The organism is Bacillus sp. SRB_8, assembly GCF_003264205.1.
GTDB classification, from domain to species: Bacteria; Bacillota; Bacilli; order Bacillales; family Bacillaceae_G; genus Bacillus_A; species Bacillus_A mycoides.
Map to the genome: position 1 here is coordinate 92342 of NZ_NADT01000004.1, position 24786 is coordinate 117127.

Sequence of the window (24786 nt, forward strand, 5' to 3'; positions counted from 1 at the left end):
ATTTTGCTGTTCCACGTGGAACAATATAATAAAAAAGTTTGGGAATTATAGGGATTTCGTAATACAATAACATATAGAAAGGGATAGATGGAAAAGAAAAAGTAGGGAGATTATTTTATGTTTAGAGATCTATTTGTAAATATGACAATCATTCTGTCCTTTATCTTTGTAGGTGCTCAGCTTTTAAGAGATAAGCCATTAAAAGAAGGATTCTCTTTTTGGCAGAAATGTTTGGTCGGTATTTTAACTGGAATATTAAGTATATTATTGATGCATTTTGGTGTGCATATTGAAGATATTATGTTGGATTTACGTTATTTAGCTGTTGTTTTGGCGATTATAATCGGTGGCCCGATAGCTAGTAGTATAACAGTTATGATCACTTTAATAACACGGGTATTTTTTACTGAATATTCTTTAGCCTCTGAATTGGCCTGCTATACTATCGTGGCAATAGGGATTGGCATTACTCTCATTTGGCGGATGAAGATTTCTATATTTACAAAATGGATATGGTTTAATGTGTACAGTTTGTCTATTTTAATACTACCACTTTATATTTTATTTAAGGATATATATGTAGTGGTATTATATTTAATTTGTTGTATTGTAGCGGCATACATCACATTTGTAAGTGCAAGTTACGTATTGCAATCCAATGAATTATTTCAAACGATGAAGCATTATGCAACGATAGATGCATTAACGAATCTAGGAAATGTAAGACAGTTTGATTTCGAGATGAATCGTCATATTGGTAGCAAGCATATGAAAAATGATTCACTTTGTTTATTACTTATAGATATTGATCACTTTAAGTATGTAAATGATACGTACGGGCATCCTGCTGGAGATGAAGTGTTAAAACAACTAGGGCGTATTTTGTTAGAAAATGCACCATTCCCAAATTTAGTCTTTCGAAAGGGTGGCGAAGAGTTTGCTCTGTTGTTACCGAAAAAAAGGGTAGCATTTGGAACTCGTATAGGGGAACAAATTCGACTAGCAGTTGAAAAGCATTCATTTCAACTGCAAAATGGGGAAAAAATTAAAATTACAGTTTCTGTGGGGCTTTCAGAATATAAAAAATCACCTGAGCAATTTATTCAATCAGCGGATGATGCGTTATATTATTCAAAAAGAAATGGTAGAAACAAGGTTAGTTCAGCATCATAGGAATTCGGGGAGTACTTTAAAAGATTTCTGTAAAGTAATTAAAACCCACAGAACAATAAATGTTCTGTGGGTTTTAATCTATTTTTAAATTTATGAATAAAAAGCTTTATGTTAGATTAGACAAGTTCTTTCGGTGCAACGAATTTGCGGTATGCACCGTGATGTGTTGGTCCTACATATTCGTTAATCTTAAATGAATGACGAATTGCAGCTGTGATGAATTCTTTCGCAGTTTTTACTGCTTCTTTCACCGTTTTTCCTTTTGCAAGTTCTGCTGTAATTGCAGCAGAATATGTACAACCTGCACCGTGTGTATTTGTCGTATCAATCTTTTCTGATTCTAGAAGATCGAATGTTTCGCCGTCATATAACACATCAATAGCAGTTTCTGTGCCTAGTTTGCTACCACCTTTAATCAGTACGTATTTAGCACCTAAAGCATGGATTTTTTTTGCAGCTTCTTTCATGTCCTCAAGAGAATTAATTTTCACACCACTTAATTGATATGCTTCAAATAAGTTTGGCGTTACGACTAATGCCTTTGGAACAAGAACGTCACGTAAGCAGTCATTTGTTTCAGGATGTAACGCTTCATCCGCTCCTTTACATACCATAACAGGATCAACTACTACATTTTCGAAATTGTGCTTTTCAATTGTTTCCGCAACCATTTCGATAATTTCTACTGATCCAAGCATACCCGTTTTTAAAGCATCTACGCCAACGCCTTCAATTGTCGTTTCTAATTGTGGTTTTAATGTAGAAGCTGGGATTGGGAATACGTTATGTGCCCAACCGTTATGTGGATCCATCGTTACGATTGTCGTAAGAGACGTCATTCCGTATACACCAAGTTCTTGGAATGTTTTTAAATCTGCTTGTATACCAGCACCGCCACTTGTGTCAGAACCAGCGATAGTAAGTGCCTTATTCAATGTCATTATGAAAGCCCCCTCAAGTGATATAATGAAAACTATGTTTTCACCATTATATCAATGTTACGAATAAGTACAAAGTGAAAAGTAGATGATTTATGTTAAGTACTATTTAAAATCTTGTATGTAGGAGACGAATTATGTTTCAAGAGAATCGTACAAATGAATTAGTTATATTAAAAGAGATTGCAGAAACATTGAATACCTCAAATGATACATATCACGTACTTCAAGCTGTGCTGGAAAAGCTGTTGAATGTAACTGGTTTAACGACAGGATGGATTTTCCTTGCGGATGAAAATGGTAGATATACAAAATTAATTGATTACCAATTACCAGAGGGATTGAAATTCGAAAATAAACGACCGATGTGTGAGGGGAATTGCTGGTGCTTACACCGCTTTGTGGAAGGAAAACTAGAGCGAGCAGTTAATATTATTGAATGTAAGAGAATTAATAATGCGATTGAATACAACTGGGGAGATACAGAAGGGATTGTACATCATGCGACAGTACCGCTAAAAGCGGGAGAAGATGAATTTGGCGTGTTAAATGTAGCTAGCCCAGGCAAAACGCATTTTTCGGAAGAAGAATTAGTACTATTACAATCAGTTGCCTTTCAAATTGGAACGGCATTAAAGCGTACAAAACTGTATGAAAATGAAAAGAGAAGAGCTCATTATTATGTAAAGTTAGAACGCTTTATTCAAGCTTTAAGGACAATTCATAAATTTAATGCATTACCAGAAGAGATTGTAATGCAAATAGGGAGCTTATTTCTATGGGAGCAAGTTGTATTCTTTATTAGAGAAGAAAATGAACTAGCTGTGAGAGCTTCTTATAAGAAAGGTGAACTACAAGATGATTTGAGGGCAGCAGCACAGGAAGCGTTGGAAAAAGAAGAGTCTGTCTTGTCAAAGCGTCAGGTTGGGAATATAGAGCATCCCAATAGGGCAGTTATCGCTATTCCGATACATATTCAAGATCATATATTTGGAGTATTAAGTGTAAGTTCTAATAATGGAGAATTTGATATAAATACGATAGATGTAGTACAAGCGTTAGCAAATCATATTTCATTAATGATAGAGAACTTAAGATTAAATGAAAAACGCCGCGAACTTGTACGAATGGAAGAGCGTAATCGTTTAGCTAGAGATTTACATGATTCTGTTTCACAAAAGTTGTTTTCATTAACGTTTATGACGAAAGGCGCTGAAGCTGTCTTAAAGGGTCAAAATGAAAAGGTAGATCAGTCTTTGTATGAGATGCGTGAATTAGCACAAGGTGCCTTAAAAGAAATGAGGACATTAATTTGGCAGCTCCGTCCGGCTGGATTAGAGAAAGGGTTATTACCAGCTTTAAAGCAATATGGTGAAAGTTTAGGATTGAAAATTCGGGAACAAGTTACAGGTGTACGTGATTTGCCGCGTGTAGTAGAAGAAGCGCTATGGCGAATTGGACAAGAAGCTTTAAATAACGTAAGTAAGCATGCGAATGTAAGAGAAGCGACGATTTATTTCAAAATGACGGAGAAAAATGTATCATTAGAAATAGTCGATCAAGGAAATGGGTTTGTAGAAAAGGATATAAAAGAGAAGAAATCACTCGGTATGACTACGATGCGTGAAAGAGTAGAATTAGTTGGTGGAACAATTAAAATTGTAAGTAGTAAGAAACGAACGAGTATAAAAGTAAATGTACCATTATGATGTGAAAATGAGGGAAGTTTGTGAAAATAAAAGTATTGTTAGTTGATGATCATACAGTTGTTTTAAAAGGATTAGCATTTTTTCTAAGCACACAGGAAGATTTTGAATTAGTTGGTGAAGCAAATAATGGGAAAGAGGCGCTAGTGAAAGTAGGCGAAACAAGTCCAGATGTCGTATTAATGGATTTATATATGCCTGAGATGGATGGAATTGAGGCAACAGCTTGTATTAAAAAAGAATATCCAAACGTGAAAGTAATTGTATTGACTAGTTTCTCTGATCAAGCTCATGTATTGCCGGCACTAAAAGCTGGGGCGAGCGGTTATATTTTAAAAGATATCGAACCAGATCAGCTTGTTGAAGCTATTCGAAGCGCGTATAAAGGTAATATTCAATTACATCCAGATATAGCAAATGCCCTTCTTTCTCAAACATTACCACAGGAAGAGAAAGAAGAAGAACCTTCCGTTCAAGTGGATGTATTAACAGCGAGAGAAAATGAAGTATTGCAGTTATTGGCGAAAGGGATGAGTAATAAAGAAATTGCTTCTGTTTTAGTTATTACAGAAAAAACGGTAAAAGCTCATATGAGTAGTATTTTGAGTAAGTTACATTTATCCGATCGCACACAAGCAGCATTATATGCAGTGAAAAATGGAATCGTATAAGACAAAAGTCGTAAGACCTAGTTCGCCTTTAGAAGGTGGACTTTTTTTATGGAAAAATACGTCTATGTGAGGACGTAATTGTTTTGATATAAAGATAAAATGTATTTGTAAGCAACAATAATTATAAGGGAGTACCCTTTTTCGTAAGTGATATATAACAACATAAGAGTGAGTAGTAGGAGGAAAAACAATGGCAACAGTTTTATTTGTAAAAGCAAACAACCGCCCAGCGGAACAAGCAGTTAGTGTGAAATTATACGAGGCATTTTTAGCAAACTATAAAGAAGCGCATCCAAATGATACAGTGGTAGAACTTGATTTATATAAAGAAGAATTACCATATGTAGGCGTAGATATGATTAATGGTACATTCAAAGCAGGTAGAGGATTTGATTTAACAGAAGAAGAAGCAAAAGTGGTAGCGGTTGCTGATAAGTATTTAAATCAATTCTTAGAAGCTGATAAAGTAGTTTTCGGTTTCCCATTATGGAACTTAACGATTCCGGCCGTATTACACACGTATATTGATTATTTAAACCGTGCTGGTAAAACGTTTAAATATACACCAGAAGGTCCAGTTGGGCTTATTGGAGATAAGAAGATTGCATTATTAAATGCACGCGGCGGCGTATATTCTGAAGGACCAGCAGCTGAAATGGAAATGGCTGTAAAATATGTAGCGAGCATGATGGGCTTCTTCGGTGCAACAAACATGGAAACGGTAATTATCGAGGGACATAACCAATTCCCAGATAAAGCAGAAGAAATCATTACTGCAGGTCTTGAAGAAGCAGCTAAAGTAGCAAGCAAATTTTAATTAAAATTATAATCGCCACTCGAAAAAACAGCATTAACATTTACATGTTAATGCTGTTTTTTTATATTAATTTGTAGTTTCGTTATGTTTAGGAAGCGGAAATGCATTCCCAATCGCGGCTGCCCCGAGCATCGGTAATAATAAATTGAGCGGGAAAAACATGAGTAATAGTAATGTTATAGCTATTGGTTTTCTTAATGCATAGCTTGAAATAGCTGTCGTGACGATGGCTACAGAAGCTATTGGATCTATAGGGATAATAGAAGCTATAGCATATCCGATACTTGATCCAGCAAATATAATTGGGAAAATATGTCCGCCGCGCCAACCCGTATTTAAACAAACGGCAGTAATACATAATTTTAAAATTCCTGAAAGAAGTAGTACCCAGAAGGATAAATGGCTCCATTCAACGACTAAATCTTTTAATTGATGTTCCCCTGAGAATAACGTGTAAGGAAGAAAAGTTCCTGTAATTCCTAATAAAATACCGCCTATAATTCCAAGTGATACCTTGTATTCTTTGAAGGGGTGGATTAATTTCTCTAATGTGAATTCTAATTTGAAATAAAAGAAACCAACTATAGCACCAATGCTAGCAAGTGGTAGAAAGGCGATCCATTCATTAAGAGCAAGAGACCCTTCCCCAAAATCAACAATAAAGGATCCACGATTATCGAGTTTACTAAGCAATAAGTAAACGGAAAAACCGGCAAAAGTGGTAGCTAAATATACAATTGCTTTTTTTCCTTTCGAAAATTCATTAATTTGTTCACCCTCATTTTCATTCGGAGCTAAATAACCGAATAATGGTGCATTAAAAATAACACTTAAAGTGGCACCAATTCCAACCTCTGTTAGTTCATTCATTCCCTTTAAAGCAAATTTAAAGCGATCTCCTACCCATGTACAAAGTCCACCGATAATTCCAACAAGTGCAGCTTCTGGTCCTAAACTTGCTCCAAATATTAAAACGATAATCGCAGTTAAAGTAGCTTTATGTACAAAACGGTATTCAATTCTACCTGTTTTTTTATATTCAGCCATCACTTCGGGCATAAGACGTGGATATGTACCGAAGTATTTTTGTGTTAAACCAACGAGGATACCACCGATGATTGTTACACAAATGGTGTAATAAGGGGGAGAAGAGAAAAGAGTAGGTAAGTATCCCCAAATAAAGTGAATTCCGATATTTATTGTGACTAAAAATGACCAGACCGTGACTCCGACTATAGAGCCTAAAAGAATGCCATATAGGACTAGTATATGGTGCATGTCCTTTTTATTTGTCATGTTGTACCTCCGTTATGTAAATTTTCATGTAGAAAGGATTAAATATGCTAGTGTGAATTGAATATATATATAGTATCTTTTTGAGGGGGTGGCTTATTCAATATATCGGGATCTCATGAAAATTTGAAACCAACGCGGTTAAACCACTTATTTAATTCTATATATGGATTGGAGTTTTTAAAAGGTCTTTTTCAAATGAATATGGAATATATTTCTTTTATTGTTTGTATTAAATTCCTTGCATTTAATTTAGAACATTCAGAAAAACTATTTGACATCAGGAAATTATTGCTATAAAATCAACGGTAATTGCATAGTCTTATCAAGAAAAGGTGGAGGGACAGGCCCGATGAAACCTTGGCAACAGCCGTATAACGGAATTGTGCCAAATCCTGCAGGTGATAATCCTGAGAGATAAGAAAGAGCCTTAGAGCGTGTTTTCAAACTGCTCCTTTCTTGTTTTCAGGGAAGGGGCAGTTTTTTATTTTGGATAAAGTGAAACTTTAATCAGTGGGGGTTTTGTCCCTCCCCCGCTAATTATTAGCCTTCATCAATCGGGCAGTTATCTCCCACCTAACTTCCTCGCATTTGCCGAATTTGGAGGTGGGAGTCTTACTGCCCGCAAATAGCGGGATAAAAGAAAGGAGAATGAGAGATGGGAGAATCATGGGGGAAAGGAACGATTTGTGTGCAAGGTGGCTATTCGCCAAAAAATGGTGAGCCGCGTGTTTTGCCACTTTATCAAAGTACAACGTATAAATACGATACGTCAGATGATTTAGCAGCACTATTTAATTTAGAGGCAGAAGGATATATATATACGCGTATTGGAAATCCTACTCTAGCTGCATTTGAGCAGAAGTTATCAGATTTAGAAGGCGGTGTAGGGGCTGTTGCAACAGCTTCTGGGCAGGCAGCCATTATGCTTGCGGTTTTAAATATTTGCAGTAGTGGAGACCATTTACTTTGTTCTTCAACTGTTTACGGAGGAACGTTTAATTTATTTGGAGTGAGTTTGCGAAAGCTGGGCATAGATGTTACGTTCTTTAATCCTAATTTAACGGCAGATGAAATTGCGGCACTTGCTAATGATAAGACAAAACTCGTTTATGCAGAGTCGTTAGGAAATCCAGCAATGAACGTTTTGAATTTCAAAGAACTTTCAGCGGCAGCAAAAGAATTAGAAGTACCTTTTATCGTTGATAATACATTGGCGACGCCTTATTTATGCCAGGCGTTTGAACATGGGGCAAATATCATTGTCCATTCTACAACGAAATATATTGATGGCCATGCAAGTTCTCTAGGTGGGATTGTAATAGATGGAGGGAACTTCGATTGGACAAATGGAAAATACCCTGAGCTTGTCGAACCTGACCCGAGTTATCATGGCGTAAGCTATGTTCAAAATTTTGGAGCAGCAGCGTATATTGTGAAAGCACGCGTTCAGTTATTAAGAGACTACGGAAACTGTATGAGCCCATTCAATGCATATATTAGCAACATTGGCCTTGAAACATTGCATTTACGAATGGAGCGTCATAGTGAAAATGCTCTCGAAGTTGCTAAGTGGCTTGCTAATCATGATCGCATTGAATGGGTGAATTATCCTGGATTAGATAGTAATGAAAATTATTCGTTAGCACAAAAGTATTTGAAAAAAGGTGCTAGTGGAGTTTTAACATTTGGTATTAAGGGCGGATTAGAAGCAGCGAAAGAATTTATCGCAAATGTAAAGCTTGCAACTCTTGTAACGCATGTAGCTGATGCAAGAACTTGTGTAATACATCCTGCTAGTACGACGCACAGACAATTAAGCGCAGAAAATCAGCGTTTAGCTGGCGTTACATCTGATTTAATCCGTTTATCGGTCGGTATAGAAGATGTTTCTGATATTGTTGCAGATTTAGAAGCGGCGCTAGTCGGAGGCAAACAACATGCCGATCATAATTGATAAAGATTTACCAGCTCGCAAAGTATTGCAGAAGGAAAATATTTTTGTAATGACGAAGGAGCGAGCAGTAACACAAGATATACGTGCTTTGAAAATTGCTATATTAAATTTAATGCCTACAAAACAAGAAACAGAGGCGCAATTACTTCGTTTAATTGGAAATACACCGTTGCAATTAGATGTTCATTTACTTCATATGGAATCGCATCTGTCTCGCAATGTAGCGCAGGATCATTTAACGAGCTTCTATAAAACATTCCGTGATATTGAGAATGAAAAATTTGATGGACTCATTATTACAGGAGCACCAGTTGAAACTCTTTCTTTTGAAGAAGTAGATTATTGGGAAGAGCTTGGACGTATTATGGAGTATTCAAAAACGAATGTAACATCTACGCTTCATATTTGCTGGGGGGCACAAGCTGGTTTGTATTACCACTATGGTGTGCCGAAGTATCCTCTTGCGGAAAAAATGTTTGGTGTATTTGAACATGAGGTTCGCGAGCAACATGTGAAATTGTTACAAGGGTTTGATGAAGTGTTTTTTGCTCCGCATTCTCGTCATACAGAAGTACGAGAGAGCGATATTGAAGAAGTGAAAGAATTAACGTTATTAGCCAATTCTGAAGAAGCAGGCGTTCATCTTGCTATTGGGCAAGAGGGAAGGCAAGTTTTCGCACTCGGACATAGTGAATACAGTTGTGATACGTTAAAGCAAGAATACGAACGGGACTGCCAAAAAGGGTTAAATATTGATGTGCCAAAAAATTATTTTAAACATAATAATCCAAATGAGGAGCCAATTGTTAGGTGGAGGAGTCATGGGAATTTATTATTCTCTAATTGGCTGAATTATTACGTGTATCAAGAAACCCCTTATATATTGTAAATGATTGTATAACACGTGGTAGCGTTTTATTTGTAAAGATTAACCTTTATTTTTCTCAATATTCAAAATACATTGTTTTTCAGATTTTTTGTCTATATAATGGCATCTAAACACAATTTTTGAGGGGTGGACAGTATTATGAAAGAAATTCAAGTGGGGTTATTAGGTCTTGGGACAGTTGGTAGTGGTGTAGTTCGTATTATTACAGATCATCAAGAACGACTTATACACCAAGTAGGTTGTCCAGTGAAAGTAACGAAAGTATTGGTGCAAAACATTGAGAAAGAGAGAGAAGTAGACGTGCCTTCTACTCTATTAATACAAGATGTGAATGAAATTTTAGATAATCCTAATATTGATGTTGTCATTGAAGTAATGGGCGGCATTGATGATGCAAAAGCATATATTTTACAAGCTTTAAAAAGCGGGAAGCACGTTGTGACTGCAAATAAAGATTTAATGGCGTTACACGGAGCGGAACTCTTAGCGGTAGCAAAAGATAATCAGGCTGATTTATTTTACGAAGCAAGTGTAGCTGGAGGGATTCCAATTTTACGAAGCATCGTAGAAGGACTTTCTTCAGATCTTATTACGAAAGTAATGGGAATTGTAAATGGAACGACAAATTTTATTTTGACGAAAATGTCAGACGAAGGGAGAGCATATAACGACGTGTTAAAAGAAGCTCAGCAGCTTGGATTTGCAGAAGCAGATCCAACATCAGACGTAGAAGGTTTGGATGCAGCAAGAAAAATGACGATTTTGGCTACTCTCGGTTTCTCTACAAATGTAGAGCTTGGAGATGTGAAGGTAAAAGGGATTACTTCTATTACAGCAGAAGATATTGAATATAGTAAGAGCTTAGGCTATACGATTAAATTAATTGGTCTTGCAAAGCGAGATGGCGAGAAATTAGAGGTTACAGTTGAGCCAACGCTACTTCCAAATGCACACCCTCTTGCGGCGGTGCAAAATGAATATAATGCTGTGTATGTGTATGGTGAAGCGGTAGGAGAAACGATGTTTTATGGTCCGGGAGCAGGAAGCTTACCGACAGCGACAGCTGTTGTTTCTGATCTAGTTGCTGTAATGCAAAATATTAGGCTTGGTGTAAACGGAAATAGTGCGGTAGTCCCGCAATATCAAAAGGTACTAAAAGAGCCAGATGAAATTGTTGTGAAAAAGTTTTTAAGACTCCATGTGAAAGACGAAATTGGTGTGTTTGCAAAAATTACATCATTGTTCTCTGAACGCGGTGTTAGTTTTGAAAAGATTATTCAAATGCCGCTTGAAGAGAAAGGGAAAGCAGAAATCGTAATCGTAACACATCGTGCTTCTCTTGCGGATTATGAGTACATTCTACATACATTGCAATCGTATGAAGAAATAGATTGTGTGAAAGCAAATTATCGAATTGAGGGAGATGCTAAGTAGTATCTTTTCTAATAAAACGAAAAACCCTATTAAGCGGCTTGCTTAATAGGGTTTTTTCTATTTAAAATCTTCGTACCAACTTGAATAAAAGCTTGAATAATCCAACCTGTTGTAAAGGATAAGATAATTGTTCCAAAATAGATTGGCCCATCTAATAAGAAGCTTAATGTTAAAAATAAAAAAGCTAATGAAATTTCTGTTCTTCTAAATGTCCATTTCTTTTTCTCAGCAACAGTTAAAACGAAAGCCTCTTGAGGTGCTGCGCAAAGGTTTGTAGAGACGTAAAGACCAATTCCAGCTCCGATGAATAGATTTCCGCAAATAAGTGTTATATATTTTGGAAGAGAGCGGATAGTATCCATAATAGTCGTAATAGAACCAACCCAATCAACAAAAAGAGAAATAAGAATCATTGTGACAATTGTGCCGATTGTAATTTGTTTTTTGTCCCAAAAGAGTACGATCAGGGTAAAAATAAAGTTAATCATGAAAATCCAAAAACCAATACTTATCCCAAAATTTTGATATAGTGCAATAAAGAAGGAATCATAAGGGCTAAGTCCAAAGGAAGTAATTGTCGTCATCATATTAATACCGATGGCGAGAATGAGTAAACCGCCAATGAAAAATATATATTCTAGTTTGAATCGAAGCATAGTTGTATATCCTTTCAAAATGTATTTGCTAAGAAAGGATATACTGTGGAAAGCTTACCAGGTCAAGCGAGAATTTTTGAGGGGAAGGGGAGAATGAGATGACTAATATAAGAAAGATTGCTGAACTTGCTGGGGTATCTGTTTCAACTGTTTCACGTGTACTCAATAATCATCCGTATGTGAATGAACAGAAACGAAAAGAGATTTTAGCGATTATTGAAGAATTAAATTATACGCAAAATGTGAATGCGATTCATTTAGTGAAAGGAAAAACGAATGTAATTGGCGTGTTATTGCCGCACGTAAATGATCAATATTACAGTGCCATTATTGGGGGGATATCAAAGGAAACCGCAAAGAACAATTATAATATGATGCTTTGCCAGACAAATTATAGCGAAGAAAAAGAGCTTGAAATTTTACATATGTTAAAAATGAAAAAGCTTGATGGAGTAATTATATGTTCACGGACAAATAGTAAGGAAAAACTTGAAGAGTATACGAAGTTTGGTCCAATTGTGATGTGTGAAGAAATAGATTCGAATTTCATTTCGAGTGTACATATTGATTACTACAAAGTATTTTTGCGCGGGATGAAAAGCTTAATAGATGCTGGTCATACACGTATCGGATATTGCATTGGAAGAAGTAATAGTATTAATAGCCAGAGGCGAAAAAAGGCGTATGAGGATTCACTTCAACAGATTGTTGTAACACCGTTAGATGCCTGGAAGTTTAAGGGCTGTTTTACGGTGGAAGATGGGCGCAATGTAGTCAGGGAATGGGCTCGTATGTCTGTAAAACCGACGGCTTTTCTTGTATCTTGCAATCATATTGCTGCAGGAATGGTAACGGAGGCGAAAAAACAAGGAATTCGTATCCCAGAGGATATTACGATTATCGGATGTGATGATCAAGAGGTGGCAAATATATTAGGTATTACGACGATTTCGCATTCTAGTAAAAATGTTGGTGTAAAGGCATTTGAATTATTATATGAAAAGATTAATGATGAGGAAATAGATGTGAAACATGTAGAGTTATTACCAGATTTGGTAGATAGGGAAACGACATAATAGAGAAGGTGTGAAAATCGCTTTTCGAAAATTCGTTTGGTATAATTATGGACAATCTATAGGGGCTAAAAGGGGTTTTGATATGAGATCAAAATTAGTAAAAGTAATTCTACTCATTACAATTGCGTCTTTCTGTTTATTTGCATACGGTTTTGTTTCGGGTGTAAATGATGTATTAAATCCGAAAGCTTCAAAATTAATTACGAAGACTGACGTAGTGGAAAAAGAGAAAAAGAAAACAGGAACGTTACAAGTAGTTAGTTTAGGTGATTCGTTAACGCGCGGCGTTGGTGATAAAGAAGGAATTGGCTATATTGGACGAATGAAAGAAAATTTACAAAAAGATTATAAACAAAAAGTTGCACTAAGCAATTTGGCAGTTAGTGGTGCGAAAATGCCTGATTTATTAAAACAAATCGAAAGCAGCGGAGCTCAATATTCAATTAAGCAAGCAGATGTAATTGTTTTAACAATTGGAGGAAATGATTTATTCCCAGGATGGGAATCGCTCGGAAAGATAGATTTAGAGACGTATCGTCCTGATACGGAAACGTTTCAAAATGAAGCGAAGAAAATTATAGAAGAAATTCGTAAATTAAACACAGATAGTCCTATTTTTTGGCTAGGTTTATACAATCCTTTTGAGGATGTAGAAGATTTAAGAGGTTCATCAAATATTGTTGTTGATTGGAATGCTTCTTTAGAGAAGTTAGCATTAAATGATAAAAATGTATATATTACACCGACATTTGATTTATTCCAAAATCGTGGAAAAGATTTATTATACTCCGATCATTTTCATCCGAATGAAGTAGGCTACACATATATGGCAGAACGATTAGTCCAAAACGTCGTAAGTAAATTAAAACTAGAGCAAGGAGGGATAAAATGACGACGATACTTTCTGTACGAGACTTGAAGAAGGTAATTGGAAAGAAGACGCTTGTAGAGGACATTTCATTTGATGTAAAACAAGGAGAAGTGTTTGGCTTTTTAGGACCGAACGGAGCCGGGAAAACGACAACAATTCGAATGTTAGTCGGACTGATTAAAGCGACAGAAGGTACTATTTCTATCGGTGGTTATTCTATTAAGGAAAATTTCAGAGAAGCGATGCGTCAAATTGGAAGTATAGTTGAAAACCCAGAGCTTTATACATATTTAACGGGATGGGAAAACTTAAAGCAATTTGCGCGCATGCTTGGTGATATATCAGATGAACGTATTATTGAAATTGCAAAAATGGTTCATTTAGATGAGCGTATTCACGATAAGGTAAAAACATATTCCCTTGGTATGAAGCAGCGCCTTGGAATTGCACAGGCGCTACTTGGAAACCCGAAATTGCTCATATTAGATGAACCGACGAATGGTTTAGATCCAGCTGGGATTAGAGAACTTAGGGAATTTATACATAAGCTTGTAAAAGAAGAAAATATGAGTGTATTTATTTCGAGTCACTTGCTAAGTGAAGTGCAACTGATATGCGACCGTGTTGCTATTATTCATAAAGGAAAAATGATAACAGTTGCACCTATTGAAGAGTTGATCAAAACAGCGAGTGATCGTGTGGAATGGGTCGTTACACCGATTTCCAAAGCGAAAGGCATGTTAGACGCTGCTGAAGAGATAGAGGAAGTTAGTGTAGAAGATGAGCGTTTATTATGTCGTATGGATGTTGCGTCTATTAATGTTTGGAATAAGCATTTTGTAGAAAACGGGATAGATGTACATAGCGTCAAAGAGCTTGTATTTACGCTAGAAGATTTATTTATTGAACTCACAAGGGGTGAGCAACATGCGTGAATTTGCGAATCTAGTTTTAAATGAATCAGAAAAGATTTATCGTAAGAAACGAATTGTTGTTGTCATGCTTATTTTAGCAATCTTGATTCCACTTTTTGTGTATGCTCAGTATCGTGAAATAGAAACGACGCAAAAAAGGCTTGGTACGACCGATTGGAAAGTATCATTACAGCAACAAATTGTTGATTCACAAAATCGCTTGAACAATTCTAGATTGCCAGAAGAATGGCGGGATTGGTTAAAAGTAAGAGTGGAACAACAACAATATTATTTAGATCATAATATTAATCCGACTGCGCCAGGAGCACCGACATTTGTGAGGGCGTTTATTGAACAAGGAATAACGTTATTTATTCCATTGCTCGTTATGATTGTCGCCATTGATATTGTTTCAGGAGAACGAAGCGATGGTACGATGAAAATGCTTCTGACGAGGCCAATTCGGCGCTGGAAAATACTCCTTAGTAAATATGTGACGATGTTATTTTTCATTTCGCTCATATTGCTTCTTGTCGGTTTGTTTGCTTACGCATTATCAGGGCTTGTATTTGGATACTCTGGATGGAATTTACCTGTGTTAACAGGATTCGTCATTGATAAGGAAACGTTAAATACAAACTTTGTACACCTTATTCCGCAGTGGCAATACATTTTAATGGCGTACGGACTAGCTTGGTTTGTTGCTATCGTTGTTGGAACTATATCATTTATGGTCTCTGTTTTAATTCGTAATACACCAGCTGGTATGGGCGTTATGTTAGCTGCGTTAATTGCAGGCGGCATTTTAAGTTCATTCGCAACGTCTTGGGAAGGTGCGAAATATATTTTTAGTGTCAACTTATCGCTAACGGATTATTTATCAGGAAAACTTCCTGCATTACAAGGGTTATCAATGGGATTTTCTTTAATAAATTTAACGGTTTGGGCAGTAGTATCTCTTATCATTTCATTTGTAGTATTTACAAGGCAGGATATGGTGAATTAATTGGATAGGAAGTGAAGGCATGGAAAACATTTTGCAGAATGATTGGGGACCATTACTGGGGTCAGAATTTGAGAAAGAATACTATCAAAATTTATCTAACTTTTTAAAAGAAGAGTATGAGGAGCATGTGATTTATCCAAAGGTAGAAGATATTTTTAACGCTCTTCAGTATACAAGTTATGAAAATACAAAGGTCGTTATTTTAGGACAAGACCCATATCATGGACCGAATCAAGCGCATGGTTTAAGCTTTTCGGTACAACCTGATATTAAAACGCCGCCATCATTGCTAAATATGTATAAAGAACTTCGAGATGAATACGGTTATGAAATTCCGAATAATGGTTATTTAGTAAAATGGGCGGAGCAAGGGATTTTACTATTAAATACTGTATTAACGGTTCGTCAAGGTGAAGCAAATTCTCATAAAGGAAAAGGATGGGAGCATTTCACAGATCGCGTAATTGAGCTATTAAATGAACGTGAAAAGCCAGTTATTTTCATATTATGGGGACGCCATGCTCAGGCGAAGAAAAAGTTAATTACGAATACGAATCATTATATTATCGAGTCCGTACATCCAAGTCCATTATCAGCAAGACGAGGTTTCTTTGGAAGTAAGCCGTACTCTAAAGTAAATGAGATTTTATCTAACATGGATGAAAAAGAAATCGATTGGCAAATTCCGAATATATAAACGCAAAAAAGGTAGCTAACAATTGTTAACTACCTTTTTACTATTATTGTTCATTTTTTAGTTTTGCATCTAGTACAAAAGTACCAAATGGGATAACTGATGAAACGAATGCCCCAAGTGCCCATAAAATTGATTTACGGTGTACGATTGTTACTTGAATTACTGCAAAGATGAATAGAATAAATAAAACGCCATGAGCCATGCCTGTAATTTTAACAGCTGTTGCAAACCCTGCAAAATATTTTAATGGCATTGCTACAAATAATAGTAATAGGAAAGAAATCCCCTCAATTAAGCCGATTGCTCTTAATCTTCCGATTGGTGTAGATAACATGAAGTAGCCTCCTTTAATGTATGCTTGTATATAGTAAATTTGTATTCTTTTTCAAAATGAAATAGTCTATTTTGTTTAATTATATACAAAAAGAAAGTTTACACTACGAGAATAGTGCAAAGTTCAAAATATAGTCACAAAAGCATTGCAATTTAAATAAAAACCTATTTGAAGTATTTGACTTCAAATAGGTTTTATGAATGAAAATATTAAACAAGTACTTCCGTTTTTAAAACGAATTTCTCTACAACTTTTGCAACGCCATCGTTCATATTTGTATCTGTTACATAGTTTGCAATTTCTTTAATATCATCTGGTGCATTGCCCATCGCAACACCAAGACCAGCGAATTCAATCATTGCTTGGTCGTTATAGCTATCACCCATTGCGATAACCTCTTCACGCTTAATACCAAGTTTTTGGATTAGCTGGTTTAGGCTTGTTCCTTTTGTAACACCATATTCAGTAAATTCTAAGAAGAATGGTTTAGAGCGCATAACGCTTAATTGACCTTCTAGTTGTTTTTGTAGTTTCTTTTCTACTTCAACAAGGCGTTCAGCTTCTTTATTCATTAATACTTTTACTACAGGTTCTTTAACAGCAGTTTTAAAATCATCTACTTCAATAATCGGCATGCCAGTAATTTCGCCCTCAATTTTAGTATAAGGATTATTTTCTTCTGTTACGATATCATCGCCAATATAAGTATGGATCCATACATCTTCAGTTTTACTAATTTCAAATAGGTTGTGAACGATTTCAGGAGATAGCGTGCTACTGAAGATTTCTTCATTTGTTTTACAGTTAATAATTTTTGCGCCGTTAAAAGATAGAATGAAGCTACCGTATTCCTCTAAACGAATTTCTTTTGCAACATTGCGCATACCAAACGTTGGGCGCCCAGAAGCAAGTACAACTTTAACTCCTTGCTCTTGTGCTGTCATTAAAGCCTCTTTCGTACGAGGTGAAATTGTATGGTCGTCGCGTAATAAAGTATCATCTAAATCTAAAACAATCATTTTATAAGTCATATAGAAAATTCCTTTCTTTGTTGAAATAGAAATAAATTTTTATGAAGATAGTGGGGAATATATAGTAAGACATCGAACTTCTTTGCATGAAACTAGGAGAAGTTCTGCATTGTTAGTATAAATTATCATGAGCGTGTTGCCCATGATAATTTATCATTATCGTAACAACTCTAAAGATAGAGTGCAATAATGGAAGTTTTCCAATTTACGATGGTTGTTTTTCGTGCGAACGAGAAAATAATATTTCCAGCAAGATAGCCATTACAGATCCAAGAACAAGACCGTTACTTAAAAATGAAGCTAAAAATGGTGATAGCGTAGAAAACGCTCCTGCTGGAACGAACATAACGCCGACTCCTGTAAAGATTGAAAGGCCTGCTACTTTAAATAATTGTTCTTTATTTTGTACAGTGTCATATTCGCGGAAAGCGAGACCAATCATGCTTGCAAATACAGGATAAATTGCAGCATACCCAACTGCAACGGGGATGGCTGCAAAGAATGAAGTAATCTTTGGGAATATACTAACAAGAATGATAAAGCTTGACCCTAACATAAATGGAAGGCGCTTATAAATATTTGTCGTTGCAATAAATCCTGCGGATCCAGAAATGGCAACAGGGCCAATGGCTGAAAATAGACCGCCTAGCAATTGATTTATTCCTGTTATAATGCCAGCTTGTTTGAAGCGATCTGGAGCAGCATTTTCTTCATACTTAGAAACAACCTTTTGTACAACGCGAATACTTGCTAACATATTTGTTAGAAGTAGTAGTGTGACGAAAACTACCGTAATTGCCATGTTCCATTCAATGCGAGGCATTCCGAAAACAAACAGAGATGGAAGACGAATTATATCTGTCACAGGTGTTACTGGATTAGATAATCCGAAGCACGCAAATAATATCCAGCCGCAGACGATACTGAAAAGAACGGAATATTGTCCAATAATAGGTAGCTTCATAATGAAAAAAGATAGTAAAATAACAATGAGTGAAAGAATAAATACCTTTGGCTGTACTTCTGTATGTTGTCCATCAAGGCCAAACATGCCTTTTAAGAAGGAGCCACTAAGTTGTGCGACCAAAAGGAATAAATACGTTCCAATTACTGTCGGTGTAAAGTAACGAACTAGTTTATCAATAAGTCCAAAAACACTAAGAATAATACAAATGATGCCACTTAATAGGAAAGCGTACTGAAGGACCTTAAGTGTTTCATTGTTTGATCCAAATAATACGACGCCTAAACTTGCATACAAGGAGAAAATTCCCCACCAAAGGCCGGCAGGACCTTCTTGGATAGGAAGTTTATGACCAAATATAGCTTGCAAGAGACCGGCAAAACCGAGAACAAATAATGTTCTCTGTACAAACGCGATAGCTTCAGCGCCATTAAGGCCGTAACTAGTTGCGACACTAATTGGTACAATAAGACTTCCAGCTAAAATAAATAGTGCCCATTGTAAGGCAGAAAGAAATAGCTTCATTATATCAACCTCTTTCATAGATTCCGTTTTCTAGTATATACGTATTTCATTTCCTCTGGCAAAGATTGTAGATAGAGAAAAGAATTGAAACATAATATGAATGCACGGAAGCAATTATGGATAGCGGTTATATGTATGACTTTTGTTGTAATTCTAGGAACGCTAGGATTTATGACAATTGAAGAGATTAGCTTGTTTCAAGTATTTTGGATGACGATGATTACTGTATTAACGGTTGGATATTGCGAATCCGTTAACAGTGCATTATATTGATACAGTATTGTATGGAATAGAGCAATCATTTGTAATTGAAGAAATTCAAGTTGGTAAAGATTCTAACTTAGCCAGTAAATATTTATTAGAGAGTAATGTGAGAAATCAATTTGATGTAACAATTTTAGTGATTTTAAGAGATGGGGATATTATCCATAATCCAACGGGGCAGGAAAAACTGCAAGAACATGATATGATAATAGTATTTGGTTCAGTGGAGAAACTGAGGCAATTTGAGAAAGAACTACAAAGTAAGAGGTGACAAGGAATGCAAGTATCTAGCGATAAGGTTTTAAATAAAATGGCGAGTGAAATTGCAAAGGCAAAAAGTAGTGAAGGACAAAAATCAAAAGAGCATTTATTAGTTGTGCGTGCATTATGTGATTTATTATTAGATGAACAAGTTGAGCCTTCTACGTATAGAGAACCACAAGTTCAATCACAAATAATCGGATCTCAGCCTATAACAACAGTTCAACCGGTTATTCCAGTTTCTGGAGAACCTGTGTATATAAAAGAAGAAGGTGCAAATGGTAATTCTTTATTTGATTTTTAGGGATTAAATCGTTTGGATTATATGTGAAAATTGCTTATGATAAAAATAAAAAGGGGAATTAAGATGAAAATTTTCTTTTTACTAGGTTGTATTGCAGCGGGGCTATCTGTTGCATTAGGGGCTTTTGGAGCACATGGTTTAGAAAATAAAATTTCTGCAAAAATGTTAGAAGTGTGGAAGACGGGCGTTACATATCAAATGTTTCATGCAGGTGGCTTATTCGTAGTTGCTCTATTAATGGACAAAATGCAATCATCACTTTTAAACACTGCAGGTTGGCTTATGGTAGCTGGGATTATTATGTTCTCAGGCAGTCTTTATGCATTAAGTACAACAGGTATTAAATTCTTTGGCCCAATTACACCCCTTGGTGGTGTAGCGTTTATTGTGGCGTGGATTTTAGTCGGAACTGCAGTTGTAAAAGGGTTATAAAAAACAAAAGCTGGCATTCGCCAGCTTTTTTTTATGGTCTTGGAGCATAAGTTGCTTGTTGACCAGGTAAATACGTAATTTCTCCTGGGAATTCTACATAATCTAAATAAATCATTAGTAGTAAAAAGCGTTTTCCAGATTTCGGCTCACTAATTACGATATGATCACGGCCAGCTGCCTCGATGATCCCTGTATAAGATTGTGTACCAAGCGAACTACCGCGTTCATAAGTCATTACAACTGTAGCTGGCTTACCCTTATTTAAACGAAGGATGTTTTCAATATACGATTGCTCTAGTGGTAACATACCTTGAGAAACTGCAAGTTGAGCCTGAGCAGCTTGTTGTTGCATCGCTTGCTGTTGTTGCTGTTGCTGCTGTTGCTGTGGGGTCATTTGTTGTGGTTGCACATAAGTTCCGGATGGTTGATAAAAACCTGTTCCATAGTATGGGTTTTGTTGCTGTGCCATTCAAAAATCCCTCCTCATTTTCATTCCTTAATATACGCCAGGACAATCTTCACCAGATGGTTGGAAGAAGCAGTGCTTTTTAAAACGTCCTGAATTTTGTTGGTTATACCAAGTTGGCGGGCAAGGACCTTCAGGCCTAAAGAACCATAAGGAAAAGTTGGCGGGCCAAAAACGTTGTCCCTGAATTGTCCGGCGGGCTAAGGCGATATCTTGTTCTCTCGCTCGTTGATAAAAATACCCTTTTTGAGTTGCTTCAAAACCACCAGGATTTTGATAAACCATCTGACGTAAATTTCGGACTTTTTTAAAGTCTAAGCAATCTCCGCGGACACGATTTACGCCGACATTTCCAACCATTAACATGCCTTGTTGTCCTTCTCCTTCAGCTTCGGCACGCATGAGTCTAGCTAATAACTTTACATCTTCTTCTGTATGCGCGATAACACCCATTATGTGTCACCTCTCTTTTTGGAATACCCTTCGGAAAGAGGTTTTTTCTAGATGAAGTGTGGAACAATTACTAGTTCATACGTATGAGAAAAAGGACGCAGATATGACAACCAAACGAAGTTTTACATTTTGAGAGGAAAAGAAAAAAAGCTAGCGTGGGCTAGCTTTTCATCATTAAAATACTTTAGACCATAAATTTGAGAAGAAATCGCCAATTGAACGCATTGTTAATACGAACCAATTTGCTTTTTCTACTTCTTCAGTCGTTTTTGCAGTAACTTTTATACTTTTATTTCCGTCTAAGAAACCATATTTATCAGATGGTTCTAAGACGATTGAACCTACCTTTGCATCTTTCTTAATAGGAGCAACTAAATGCTCATCTTCAGCAAGTGATTTATCTGCTTCAGTAGAAATTTTGTAAGGTGATTTGCTACCTTTTGCAGTAACTACTGTCACTTCTTTTTCTGGTGCAACTGTTACGTAGTCTTCTTTTCCTTTTACTACAGAAATTTTGTTGTTTTTATCTATTTTTAATTTCTGTTTTTCGAAGTTATTAAATCCATATTCAATTAATGCGCGAGATTCTGTGAAACGTTCGTCCATTGATTTCGTTTTAATAATAACAGATATAAGACGTAAATCACCGCGTTTTGCTGTAATGGTAAAACCATACCCAGCGGTATCAGAGCTTCCTGTTTTTAAACCATCTGCTCCTTCATAAGAGAAAGCAGCACCTGGTAACATCCAGTTCCAATTTTCCATACGAATTGGTTTTGGATGATTATCTGGGAAGTTTCTAAATCTTTGTTTTGTATCCTCTAGCATTTCTGGATACTTTGTAATAATTGTTTTTGAAAGAATACCCATATCGCGAGCTGACATGGAGTTTTCTCCATTCGGATCAGTTCCTTCAGGATGTTTTCCTTTTAAATCAGCGTTATTTAACCCAGTAGCGTTTACAAATTTATATTTCTTTAACCCTAATTTTTTCGCATGTTCATTTGCGAGATTTAAGAAGTTCTTTTCACTTCCTGCAAGTAATTCTGCTAAAGCAATACTAGATCCATTTGCAGAGAAGATAACGATAGAATGGTATAATTCTCTTACAGTATATTGACGTCCTTTTTCGAACGGCACGTTAGAGAATTCATTATTACGTGAAACTTCATAAGCGTAATCAGAAATAGTTACTTTCGTATCCCAAGTGATGTTTCCTTCTTTAATTGCTTCTAATACGGCATAAATAACAATTAATTTTGACATACTAGCGATAGCTAGTAATTCATCTGGATTTTGTTCATGCAGTATTTTTCCTGTATCCGCATCAAATAGCAGTGCAGCAGCTGCCTCTATATGTATTTTTTCTTCTGCATGGGATGTTGTTACTACTAAGGAAGAAATTGACAATAGAGACGCTAGTAAAATAGACAAGATTTTCTTCATATACATTATCACCTTCGCATCGTTATTAGCATATAGCTCGTACCATTTTAGCATAAATTTGGATATAGAAAGGTTACAATTTTGTAAGGAAATTGAAAAGAATTTGTCGATTTTTGTTCAAATTTGCAGAGAAAAGAAGTTTTTTGTGGGTAAATATAGAGGATAATAAAAAAAGGAACGAAATTCGTTCCTTTTTCATTATTATATGTGTAAAAATTTCTCTACTTTTTCGTCTGGTAAAATGTTCCCAACGAAGAATGTACCGAATTCACCGTAACGGGCACTTACTTCATCGAAGCGCATTTCATATATAAGCTTCTTAAATTGAAGAACATCGTCAGCGAATAATGTTACGCCCCACTCGAAATCGTCGAATCCGACTGATCCTGAAATTACTTGGCGTACTTTCCCTGCGTATTGGCGACCGATTTTACTGTGACTGTACATCATTTTTTTACGTTCTTCCATAGGAAGCATGTACCAGTTGTCATCACCTTGGCGACGCTTGTCCATTGGATAGAAGCAAATATGATTTGCTTTTGGTAACTCAGGATATAAGCGAGCTAAGATTTGTGGGTTTTGGTATGGATCTTCATCAGCTGGAAGGTAGTTGCTTAGTTCAACAACAGATACGTAAGAATATGCAGGAACTAAATATTCAGCTAATGTTGTTTTATTTAATTCTGTTTCGATTTCATTTAACTCTTCCATTGTTGGACGTAAGATCATAAGCATAATATCTGCTTTTTGACCAACAACTGTATACATTGCATGACTGCCTTTTTTTGCAGTAGCTACTTCGTTCCATTTTTCAACGACATTTAAAAATTCAGACACTGCTTGTCCGCGTTCGTCACTAGATAATGTTTTCCATGCTGCCCAATCAATAGAACGTAAATCATGTAAACAATACCAGCCATCTAACGTTGTTGTTGCTTCACTCATTCTATTCACCTCAGTTAATGATATTTTACACGTTAACTATAGCATATATAGGATTAAAAACATCTACATAAAGTTTCGGCGCATAAAACTGTCACATTTATATTTACTGGAAAACGGGAGAAAATAAGGCTTAAGTAGGCATTATTTCTCGGCTGAATTTTATGAAAATATAATCATTTTCATTTTATCTATTTTTTGGGAGCTATAAGTTTAAAATATAGCTGAAAAGAAGTATTCTTAAAGGTAGAGTTTTTAACATTTGTAGGAGGGTTTATTCGTGAGCAATTTATTTACAGCAGTAAAAGAAAAAGTTCAAGGAAAAGGCATTTCTATCGTACTTCCTGAAGGAACTGATGAAAGAATTTTAGGCGCTGCAGAGCGTTTAGCAAAAGAAGAGTTAGTAAAACCAATTTTAGTTGGTAATAAAGAAGAAATTAGCGCAAAAGCTGCTAGCATGAACTTAACATTAGCAGGCGTTGATATTTACGATCCAGCTACATACGAAGAGATGGATGCAATGGTAGCATCTTTCGTTGAACGCCGTAAAGGTAAAGCAACAGAAGAAGATGCTCGTAAAATTCTTAAAGACGAAAACTACTTCGGTACAATGCTTGTATACATGGGCAAAGCACAAGGTTTAGTAAGTGGTGCAGCTCACTCTACAGCTGATACAGTTCGTCCAGCACTTCAAATTATTAAAACAAAACCAGGCGTTACAAAAACTTCAGGCGTATTCATCATGGTACGTGAAGAAGAGAAGTATGTATTCGCTGATTGCGCAATTAACATTGCACCAAACAGCCAAGATTTAGCTGAAATTGGTATCGAAAGTGCGAAAACTGCTGAACTATTCGGTATTGACCCACGCGTTGCTATGTTAAGCTTCTCTACAAAAGGTTCTGCGAAATCTCCAGAAACAGAAAAAGTTGTAGAAGCAACTCGCATTGCAAAAGAAATGGCTCCTGAATTAACTTTAGATGGAGAATTCCAATTCGATGCTGCATTCGTACCATCTGTAGCTGAGAAGAAAGCTCCAGGTTCTACAATTAAAGGTGATGCTAACGTATTTGTATTCCCAAGCTTAGAAGCTGGTAATATCGGCTACAAAATCGCTCAACGCTTAGGTAACTTCGAAGCAGTAGGACCAATCTTACAAGGTTTAAATATGCCTGTAAATGATCTGTCTCGTGGATGTAACGAAGAAGAAGTGTACAAGTTAGCTTTAATTACAGCAGCTCAAGCACTTTAATTCTATAACGAATT

At 36.1% G+C, this 24786-nt stretch carries 27 protein-coding genes and 1 riboswitch; of the genes, 17 read left to right on the plus strand and 10 right to left on the minus strand.

What is annotated here, in order from left to right; translation table 11 throughout:
• Positions 1-117: 117 nt before the first annotated feature.
• Positions 118-1173 (plus strand): diguanylate cyclase, encoded by a 1056-nt coding sequence (locus B5P40_RS02625; protein ID WP_078213803.1) that lies wholly within the window; start codon positions 118-120, stop codon positions 1171-1173.
• Positions 1174-1289: 116 nt separating this feature from the next.
• Here the strand turns inward: B5P40_RS02625 and pdxK are convergent, their stop codons facing one another.
• Positions 1290-2114: a pyridoxine/pyridoxal/pyridoxamine kinase gene (gene pdxK / locus B5P40_RS02630; RefSeq protein WP_002016397.1), complete on the minus strand. Its 825-nt coding sequence runs from the start codon at positions 2112-2114 to the stop codon at positions 1290-1292.
• Positions 2115-2248: 134 nt separating this feature from the next.
• Here pdxK and B5P40_RS02635 point away from each other — a divergent pair, with 134 nt between their 5' ends.
• The 3 genes from B5P40_RS02635 (at position 2249) to B5P40_RS02645 (ending at position 5305) form a co-directional block, all read left to right on the plus strand.
• Entirely contained in the window at positions 2249-3820 is a 1572-nt protein-coding gene (locus tag B5P40_RS02635; RefSeq protein ID WP_113708800.1) for a GAF domain-containing sensor histidine kinase, read from the plus strand.
• 20 nt (positions 3821-3840) lie between these two features.
• Entirely contained in the window at positions 3841-4488 is a 648-nt protein-coding gene (locus B5P40_RS02640) for a response regulator (protein ID WP_002016393.1), read from the plus strand.
• Positions 4489-4678: 190 nt separating this feature from the next.
• A complete protein-coding gene (locus B5P40_RS02645; protein WP_002184487.1) occupies positions 4679-5305 on the plus strand; it encodes an FMN-dependent NADH-azoreductase in 627 nt (208 codons plus the stop codon).
• 66 nt (positions 5306-5371) lie between these two features.
• Here B5P40_RS02645 and B5P40_RS02650 read toward each other — a convergent pair whose 3' ends face one another.
• Positions 5372-6601 (minus strand): chloride channel protein, encoded by a 1230-nt coding sequence (locus B5P40_RS02650; RefSeq protein ID WP_002184488.1) that lies wholly within the window; start codon positions 6599-6601, stop codon positions 5372-5374.
• A 316-nt stretch (positions 6602-6917) separates the two neighbouring features.
• Positions 6918-7022: riboswitch (SAM riboswitch) on the plus strand.
• 234 nt (positions 7023-7256) lie between these two features.
• Here B5P40_RS02650 and B5P40_RS02655 point away from each other — a divergent pair.
• The 3 genes from B5P40_RS02655 to B5P40_RS02665 all read left to right on the plus strand — a co-directional run bounded on the left by B5P40_RS02655 (position 7257) and on the right by B5P40_RS02665 (position 10878).
• Positions 7257-8555, plus strand: a complete 1299-nt coding sequence (locus B5P40_RS02655; RefSeq protein ID WP_113708801.1) for a bifunctional O-acetylhomoserine aminocarboxypropyltransferase/cysteine synthase — start codon at positions 7257-7259, stop codon at positions 8553-8555.
• Positions 8539-9444 carry a homoserine O-acetyltransferase MetA gene (gene metA, locus B5P40_RS02660; protein ID WP_002184490.1) on the plus strand — a complete coding sequence of 302 codons (906 nt, stop codon included), beginning with the start codon at positions 8539-8541 and terminating at the stop codon, positions 9442-9444. Before B5P40_RS02655 ends, metA begins: the two co-directional genes overlap by 17 nt.
• Before the next feature lie 138 nt (positions 9445-9582).
• Positions 9583-10878 (plus strand): homoserine dehydrogenase, encoded by a 1296-nt coding sequence (locus B5P40_RS02665; protein ID WP_113708802.1) that lies wholly within the window; start codon positions 9583-9585, stop codon positions 10876-10878.
• Positions 10879-10907: 29 nt separating this feature from the next.
• Here B5P40_RS02665 and B5P40_RS02670 read toward each other — a convergent pair whose 3' ends face one another.
• A complete protein-coding gene (locus B5P40_RS02670) occupies positions 10908-11534 on the minus strand; it encodes a YczE/YyaS/YitT family protein (RefSeq protein ID WP_002191325.1) in 627 nt (208 codons plus the stop codon).
• Positions 11535-11632: 98 nt separating this feature from the next.
• Between B5P40_RS02670 and B5P40_RS02675 the strand changes: the two genes are divergently transcribed.
• The 5 genes from B5P40_RS02675 to B5P40_RS02695 are packed head-to-tail and all read left to right on the plus strand — an operon-like array spanning position 11633 to position 16098.
• The gene (locus B5P40_RS02675; protein ID WP_002089844.1) at positions 11633-12610 is read left to right on the plus strand and encodes a LacI family DNA-binding transcriptional regulator; all 978 of its coding nucleotides are present in this window, start codon (positions 11633-11635) and stop codon (positions 12608-12610) included.
• Positions 12611-12620: 10 nt separating this feature from the next.
• Positions 12621-13502, plus strand: a complete 882-nt coding sequence (locus B5P40_RS02680) for an SGNH/GDSL hydrolase family protein (RefSeq protein ID WP_002191323.1) — start codon at positions 12621-12623, stop codon at positions 13500-13502.
• Positions 13499-14416, plus strand: a complete 918-nt coding sequence (locus tag B5P40_RS02685; protein WP_002191322.1) for an ABC transporter ATP-binding protein — start codon at positions 13499-13501, stop codon at positions 14414-14416. Before B5P40_RS02680 ends, B5P40_RS02685 begins: the two co-directional genes overlap by 4 nt.
• On the plus strand, positions 14409-15401 hold the full coding sequence (locus tag B5P40_RS02690; protein WP_002089839.1) for an ABC transporter permease: 993 nt from the start codon (positions 14409-14411) through the stop codon (positions 15399-15401). Before B5P40_RS02685 ends, B5P40_RS02690 begins: the two co-directional genes overlap by 8 nt.
• Before the next feature lie 19 nt (positions 15402-15420).
• Positions 15421-16098, plus strand: coding sequence for a uracil-DNA glycosylase (locus B5P40_RS02695; RefSeq protein WP_113708803.1), 678 nt, complete (start codon positions 15421-15423; stop codon positions 16096-16098).
• A 43-nt stretch (positions 16099-16141) separates the two neighbouring features.
• Here B5P40_RS02695 and B5P40_RS02700 read toward each other — a convergent pair whose 3' ends face one another.
• From B5P40_RS02700 to B5P40_RS02710, 3 genes are all read right to left on the minus strand, one after another.
• On the minus strand, positions 16142-16432 hold the full coding sequence (locus B5P40_RS02700; RefSeq protein WP_002191320.1) for a DUF3817 domain-containing protein: 291 nt from the start codon (positions 16430-16432) through the stop codon (positions 16142-16144).
• Positions 16433-16641: 209 nt separating this feature from the next.
• Positions 16642-17463, minus strand: a complete 822-nt coding sequence (locus B5P40_RS02705; protein WP_002191319.1) for a Cof-type HAD-IIB family hydrolase — start codon at positions 17461-17463, stop codon at positions 16642-16644.
• A gap of 205 nt (positions 17464-17668) precedes the next feature.
• The gene (locus tag B5P40_RS02710) at positions 17669-18952 is read right to left on the minus strand and encodes a purine/pyrimidine permease (RefSeq protein ID WP_113708804.1); all 1284 of its coding nucleotides are present in this window, start codon (positions 18950-18952) and stop codon (positions 17669-17671) included.
• Between the two features lie 84 nt (positions 18953-19036).
• On the opposite strand from B5P40_RS02710, the gene B5P40_RS33985 reads away from it, so the two are divergent.
• From B5P40_RS33985 to B5P40_RS02725, 4 genes are all read left to right on the plus strand, one after another.
• On the plus strand, positions 19037-19225 hold the full coding sequence (locus B5P40_RS33985) for an ion channel (protein ID WP_307838975.1): 189 nt from the start codon (positions 19037-19039) through the stop codon (positions 19223-19225).
• Entirely contained in the window at positions 19188-19487 is a 300-nt protein-coding gene (locus B5P40_RS02715) for a cation:proton antiporter regulatory subunit (protein WP_002191316.1), read from the plus strand. The genes B5P40_RS33985 and B5P40_RS02715 overlap by 38 nt, the downstream gene beginning before the upstream one ends.
• Before the next feature lie 6 nt (positions 19488-19493).
• Positions 19494-19781 carry a YwdI family protein gene (locus B5P40_RS02720; RefSeq protein ID WP_113708805.1) on the plus strand — a complete coding sequence of 96 codons (288 nt, stop codon included), beginning with the start codon at positions 19494-19496 and terminating at the stop codon, positions 19779-19781.
• A 63-nt stretch (positions 19782-19844) separates the two neighbouring features.
• A complete protein-coding gene (locus B5P40_RS02725; protein WP_002089827.1) occupies positions 19845-20213 on the plus strand; it encodes a DUF423 domain-containing protein in 369 nt (122 codons plus the stop codon).
• Positions 20214-20244: 31 nt separating this feature from the next.
• Here B5P40_RS02725 and gerQ read toward each other — a convergent pair whose 3' ends face one another.
• The 4 genes from gerQ to hemQ form a co-directional block, all read right to left on the minus strand.
• Positions 20245-20682 carry a spore coat protein GerQ gene (gerQ, locus tag B5P40_RS02730; protein WP_002068595.1) on the minus strand — a complete coding sequence of 146 codons (438 nt, stop codon included), beginning with the start codon at positions 20680-20682 and terminating at the stop codon, positions 20245-20247.
• 27 nt (positions 20683-20709) lie between these two features.
• Positions 20710-21132, minus strand: coding sequence for a cell wall hydrolase CwlJ (gene cwlJ, locus B5P40_RS02735; protein ID WP_002068596.1), 423 nt, complete (start codon positions 21130-21132; stop codon positions 20710-20712).
• A gap of 174 nt (positions 21133-21306) precedes the next feature.
• Positions 21307-22584, minus strand: a complete 1278-nt coding sequence (locus B5P40_RS02740) for a serine hydrolase (RefSeq protein ID WP_113708806.1) — start codon at positions 22582-22584, stop codon at positions 21307-21309.
• A gap of 195 nt (positions 22585-22779) precedes the next feature.
• Complete coding sequence (gene hemQ, locus B5P40_RS02745; protein ID WP_001287592.1) at positions 22780-23523, minus strand: hydrogen peroxide-dependent heme synthase; 744 nt, start codon at positions 23521-23523, stop codon at positions 22780-22782.
• A 277-nt stretch (positions 23524-23800) separates the two neighbouring features.
• Between hemQ and pta the strand changes: the two genes are divergently transcribed.
• Positions 23801-24772, plus strand: a complete 972-nt coding sequence (gene pta / locus B5P40_RS02750; protein ID WP_002016367.1) for a phosphate acetyltransferase — start codon at positions 23801-23803, stop codon at positions 24770-24772.
• Positions 24773-24786 lie beyond the last annotated feature (14 nt).

Coding starts and splice junctions, on each gene's coding strand:
- B5P40_RS02625 (WP_078213803.1), top strand. CDS start 118: ATGTTTAGAGATCTATTTGTAAATATGACAATCATTCTGTCCTTTATC.
- B5P40_RS02695 (WP_113708803.1), top strand. CDS start 15,421: ATGGAAAACATTTTGCAGAATGATTGGGGACCATTACTGGGGTCAGAA.
- B5P40_RS02670 (WP_002191325.1), bottom strand. CDS start 11,534: ATGCTTCGATTCAAACTAGAATATATATTTTTCATTGGCGGTTTACTC.
- pdxK (WP_002016397.1), bottom strand. CDS start 2,114: ATGACATTGAATAAGGCACTTACTATCGCTGGTTCTGACACAAGTGGC.
- B5P40_RS02725 (WP_002089827.1), top strand. CDS start 19,845: ATGAAAATTTTCTTTTTACTAGGTTGTATTGCAGCGGGGCTATCTGTT.
- B5P40_RS02645 (WP_002184487.1), top strand. CDS start 4,679: ATGGCAACAGTTTTATTTGTAAAAGCAAACAACCGCCCAGCGGAACAA.
- B5P40_RS02655 (WP_113708801.1), top strand. CDS start 7,257: ATGGGAGAATCATGGGGGAAAGGAACGATTTGTGTGCAAGGTGGCTAT.
- B5P40_RS02705 (WP_002191319.1), bottom strand. CDS start 17,463: ATGACTTATAAAATGATTGTTTTAGATTTAGATGATACTTTATTACGC.
- cwlJ (WP_002068596.1), bottom strand. CDS start 21,132: ATGGGTGTTATCGCGCATACAGAAGAAGATGTAAAGTTATTAGCTAGA.
- B5P40_RS02665 (WP_113708802.1), top strand. CDS start 9,583: ATGAAAGAAATTCAAGTGGGGTTATTAGGTCTTGGGACAGTTGGTAGT.
- B5P40_RS02650 (WP_002184488.1), bottom strand. CDS start 6,601: ATGACAAATAAAAAGGACATGCACCATATACTAGTCCTATATGGCATT.
- B5P40_RS02740 (WP_113708806.1), bottom strand. CDS start 22,584: ATGTATATGAAGAAAATCTTGTCTATTTTACTAGCGTCTCTATTGTCA.
- B5P40_RS02700 (WP_002191320.1), bottom strand. CDS start 16,432: ATGTTATCTACACCAATCGGAAGATTAAGAGCAATCGGCTTAATTGAG.
- metA (WP_002184490.1), top strand. CDS start 8,539: ATGCCGATCATAATTGATAAAGATTTACCAGCTCGCAAAGTATTGCAG.
- B5P40_RS02635 (WP_113708800.1), top strand. CDS start 2,249: ATGTTTCAAGAGAATCGTACAAATGAATTAGTTATATTAAAAGAGATT.
- B5P40_RS02690 (WP_002089839.1), top strand. CDS start 14,409: ATGCGTGAATTTGCGAATCTAGTTTTAAATGAATCAGAAAAGATTTAT.
- B5P40_RS02710 (WP_113708804.1), bottom strand. CDS start 18,952: ATGAAGCTATTTCTTTCTGCCTTACAATGGGCACTATTTATTTTAGCT.
- hemQ (WP_001287592.1), bottom strand. CDS start 23,523: ATGAGTGAAGCAACAACAACGTTAGATGGCTGGTATTGTTTACATGAT.
- B5P40_RS02720 (WP_113708805.1), top strand. CDS start 19,494: ATGCAAGTATCTAGCGATAAGGTTTTAAATAAAATGGCGAGTGAAATT.
- B5P40_RS02675 (WP_002089844.1), top strand. CDS start 11,633: ATGACTAATATAAGAAAGATTGCTGAACTTGCTGGGGTATCTGTTTCA.
- B5P40_RS02685 (WP_002191322.1), top strand. CDS start 13,499: ATGACGACGATACTTTCTGTACGAGACTTGAAGAAGGTAATTGGAAAG.
- gerQ (WP_002068595.1), bottom strand. CDS start 20,682: ATGGCACAGCAACAAAACCCATACTATGGAACAGGTTTTTATCAACCA.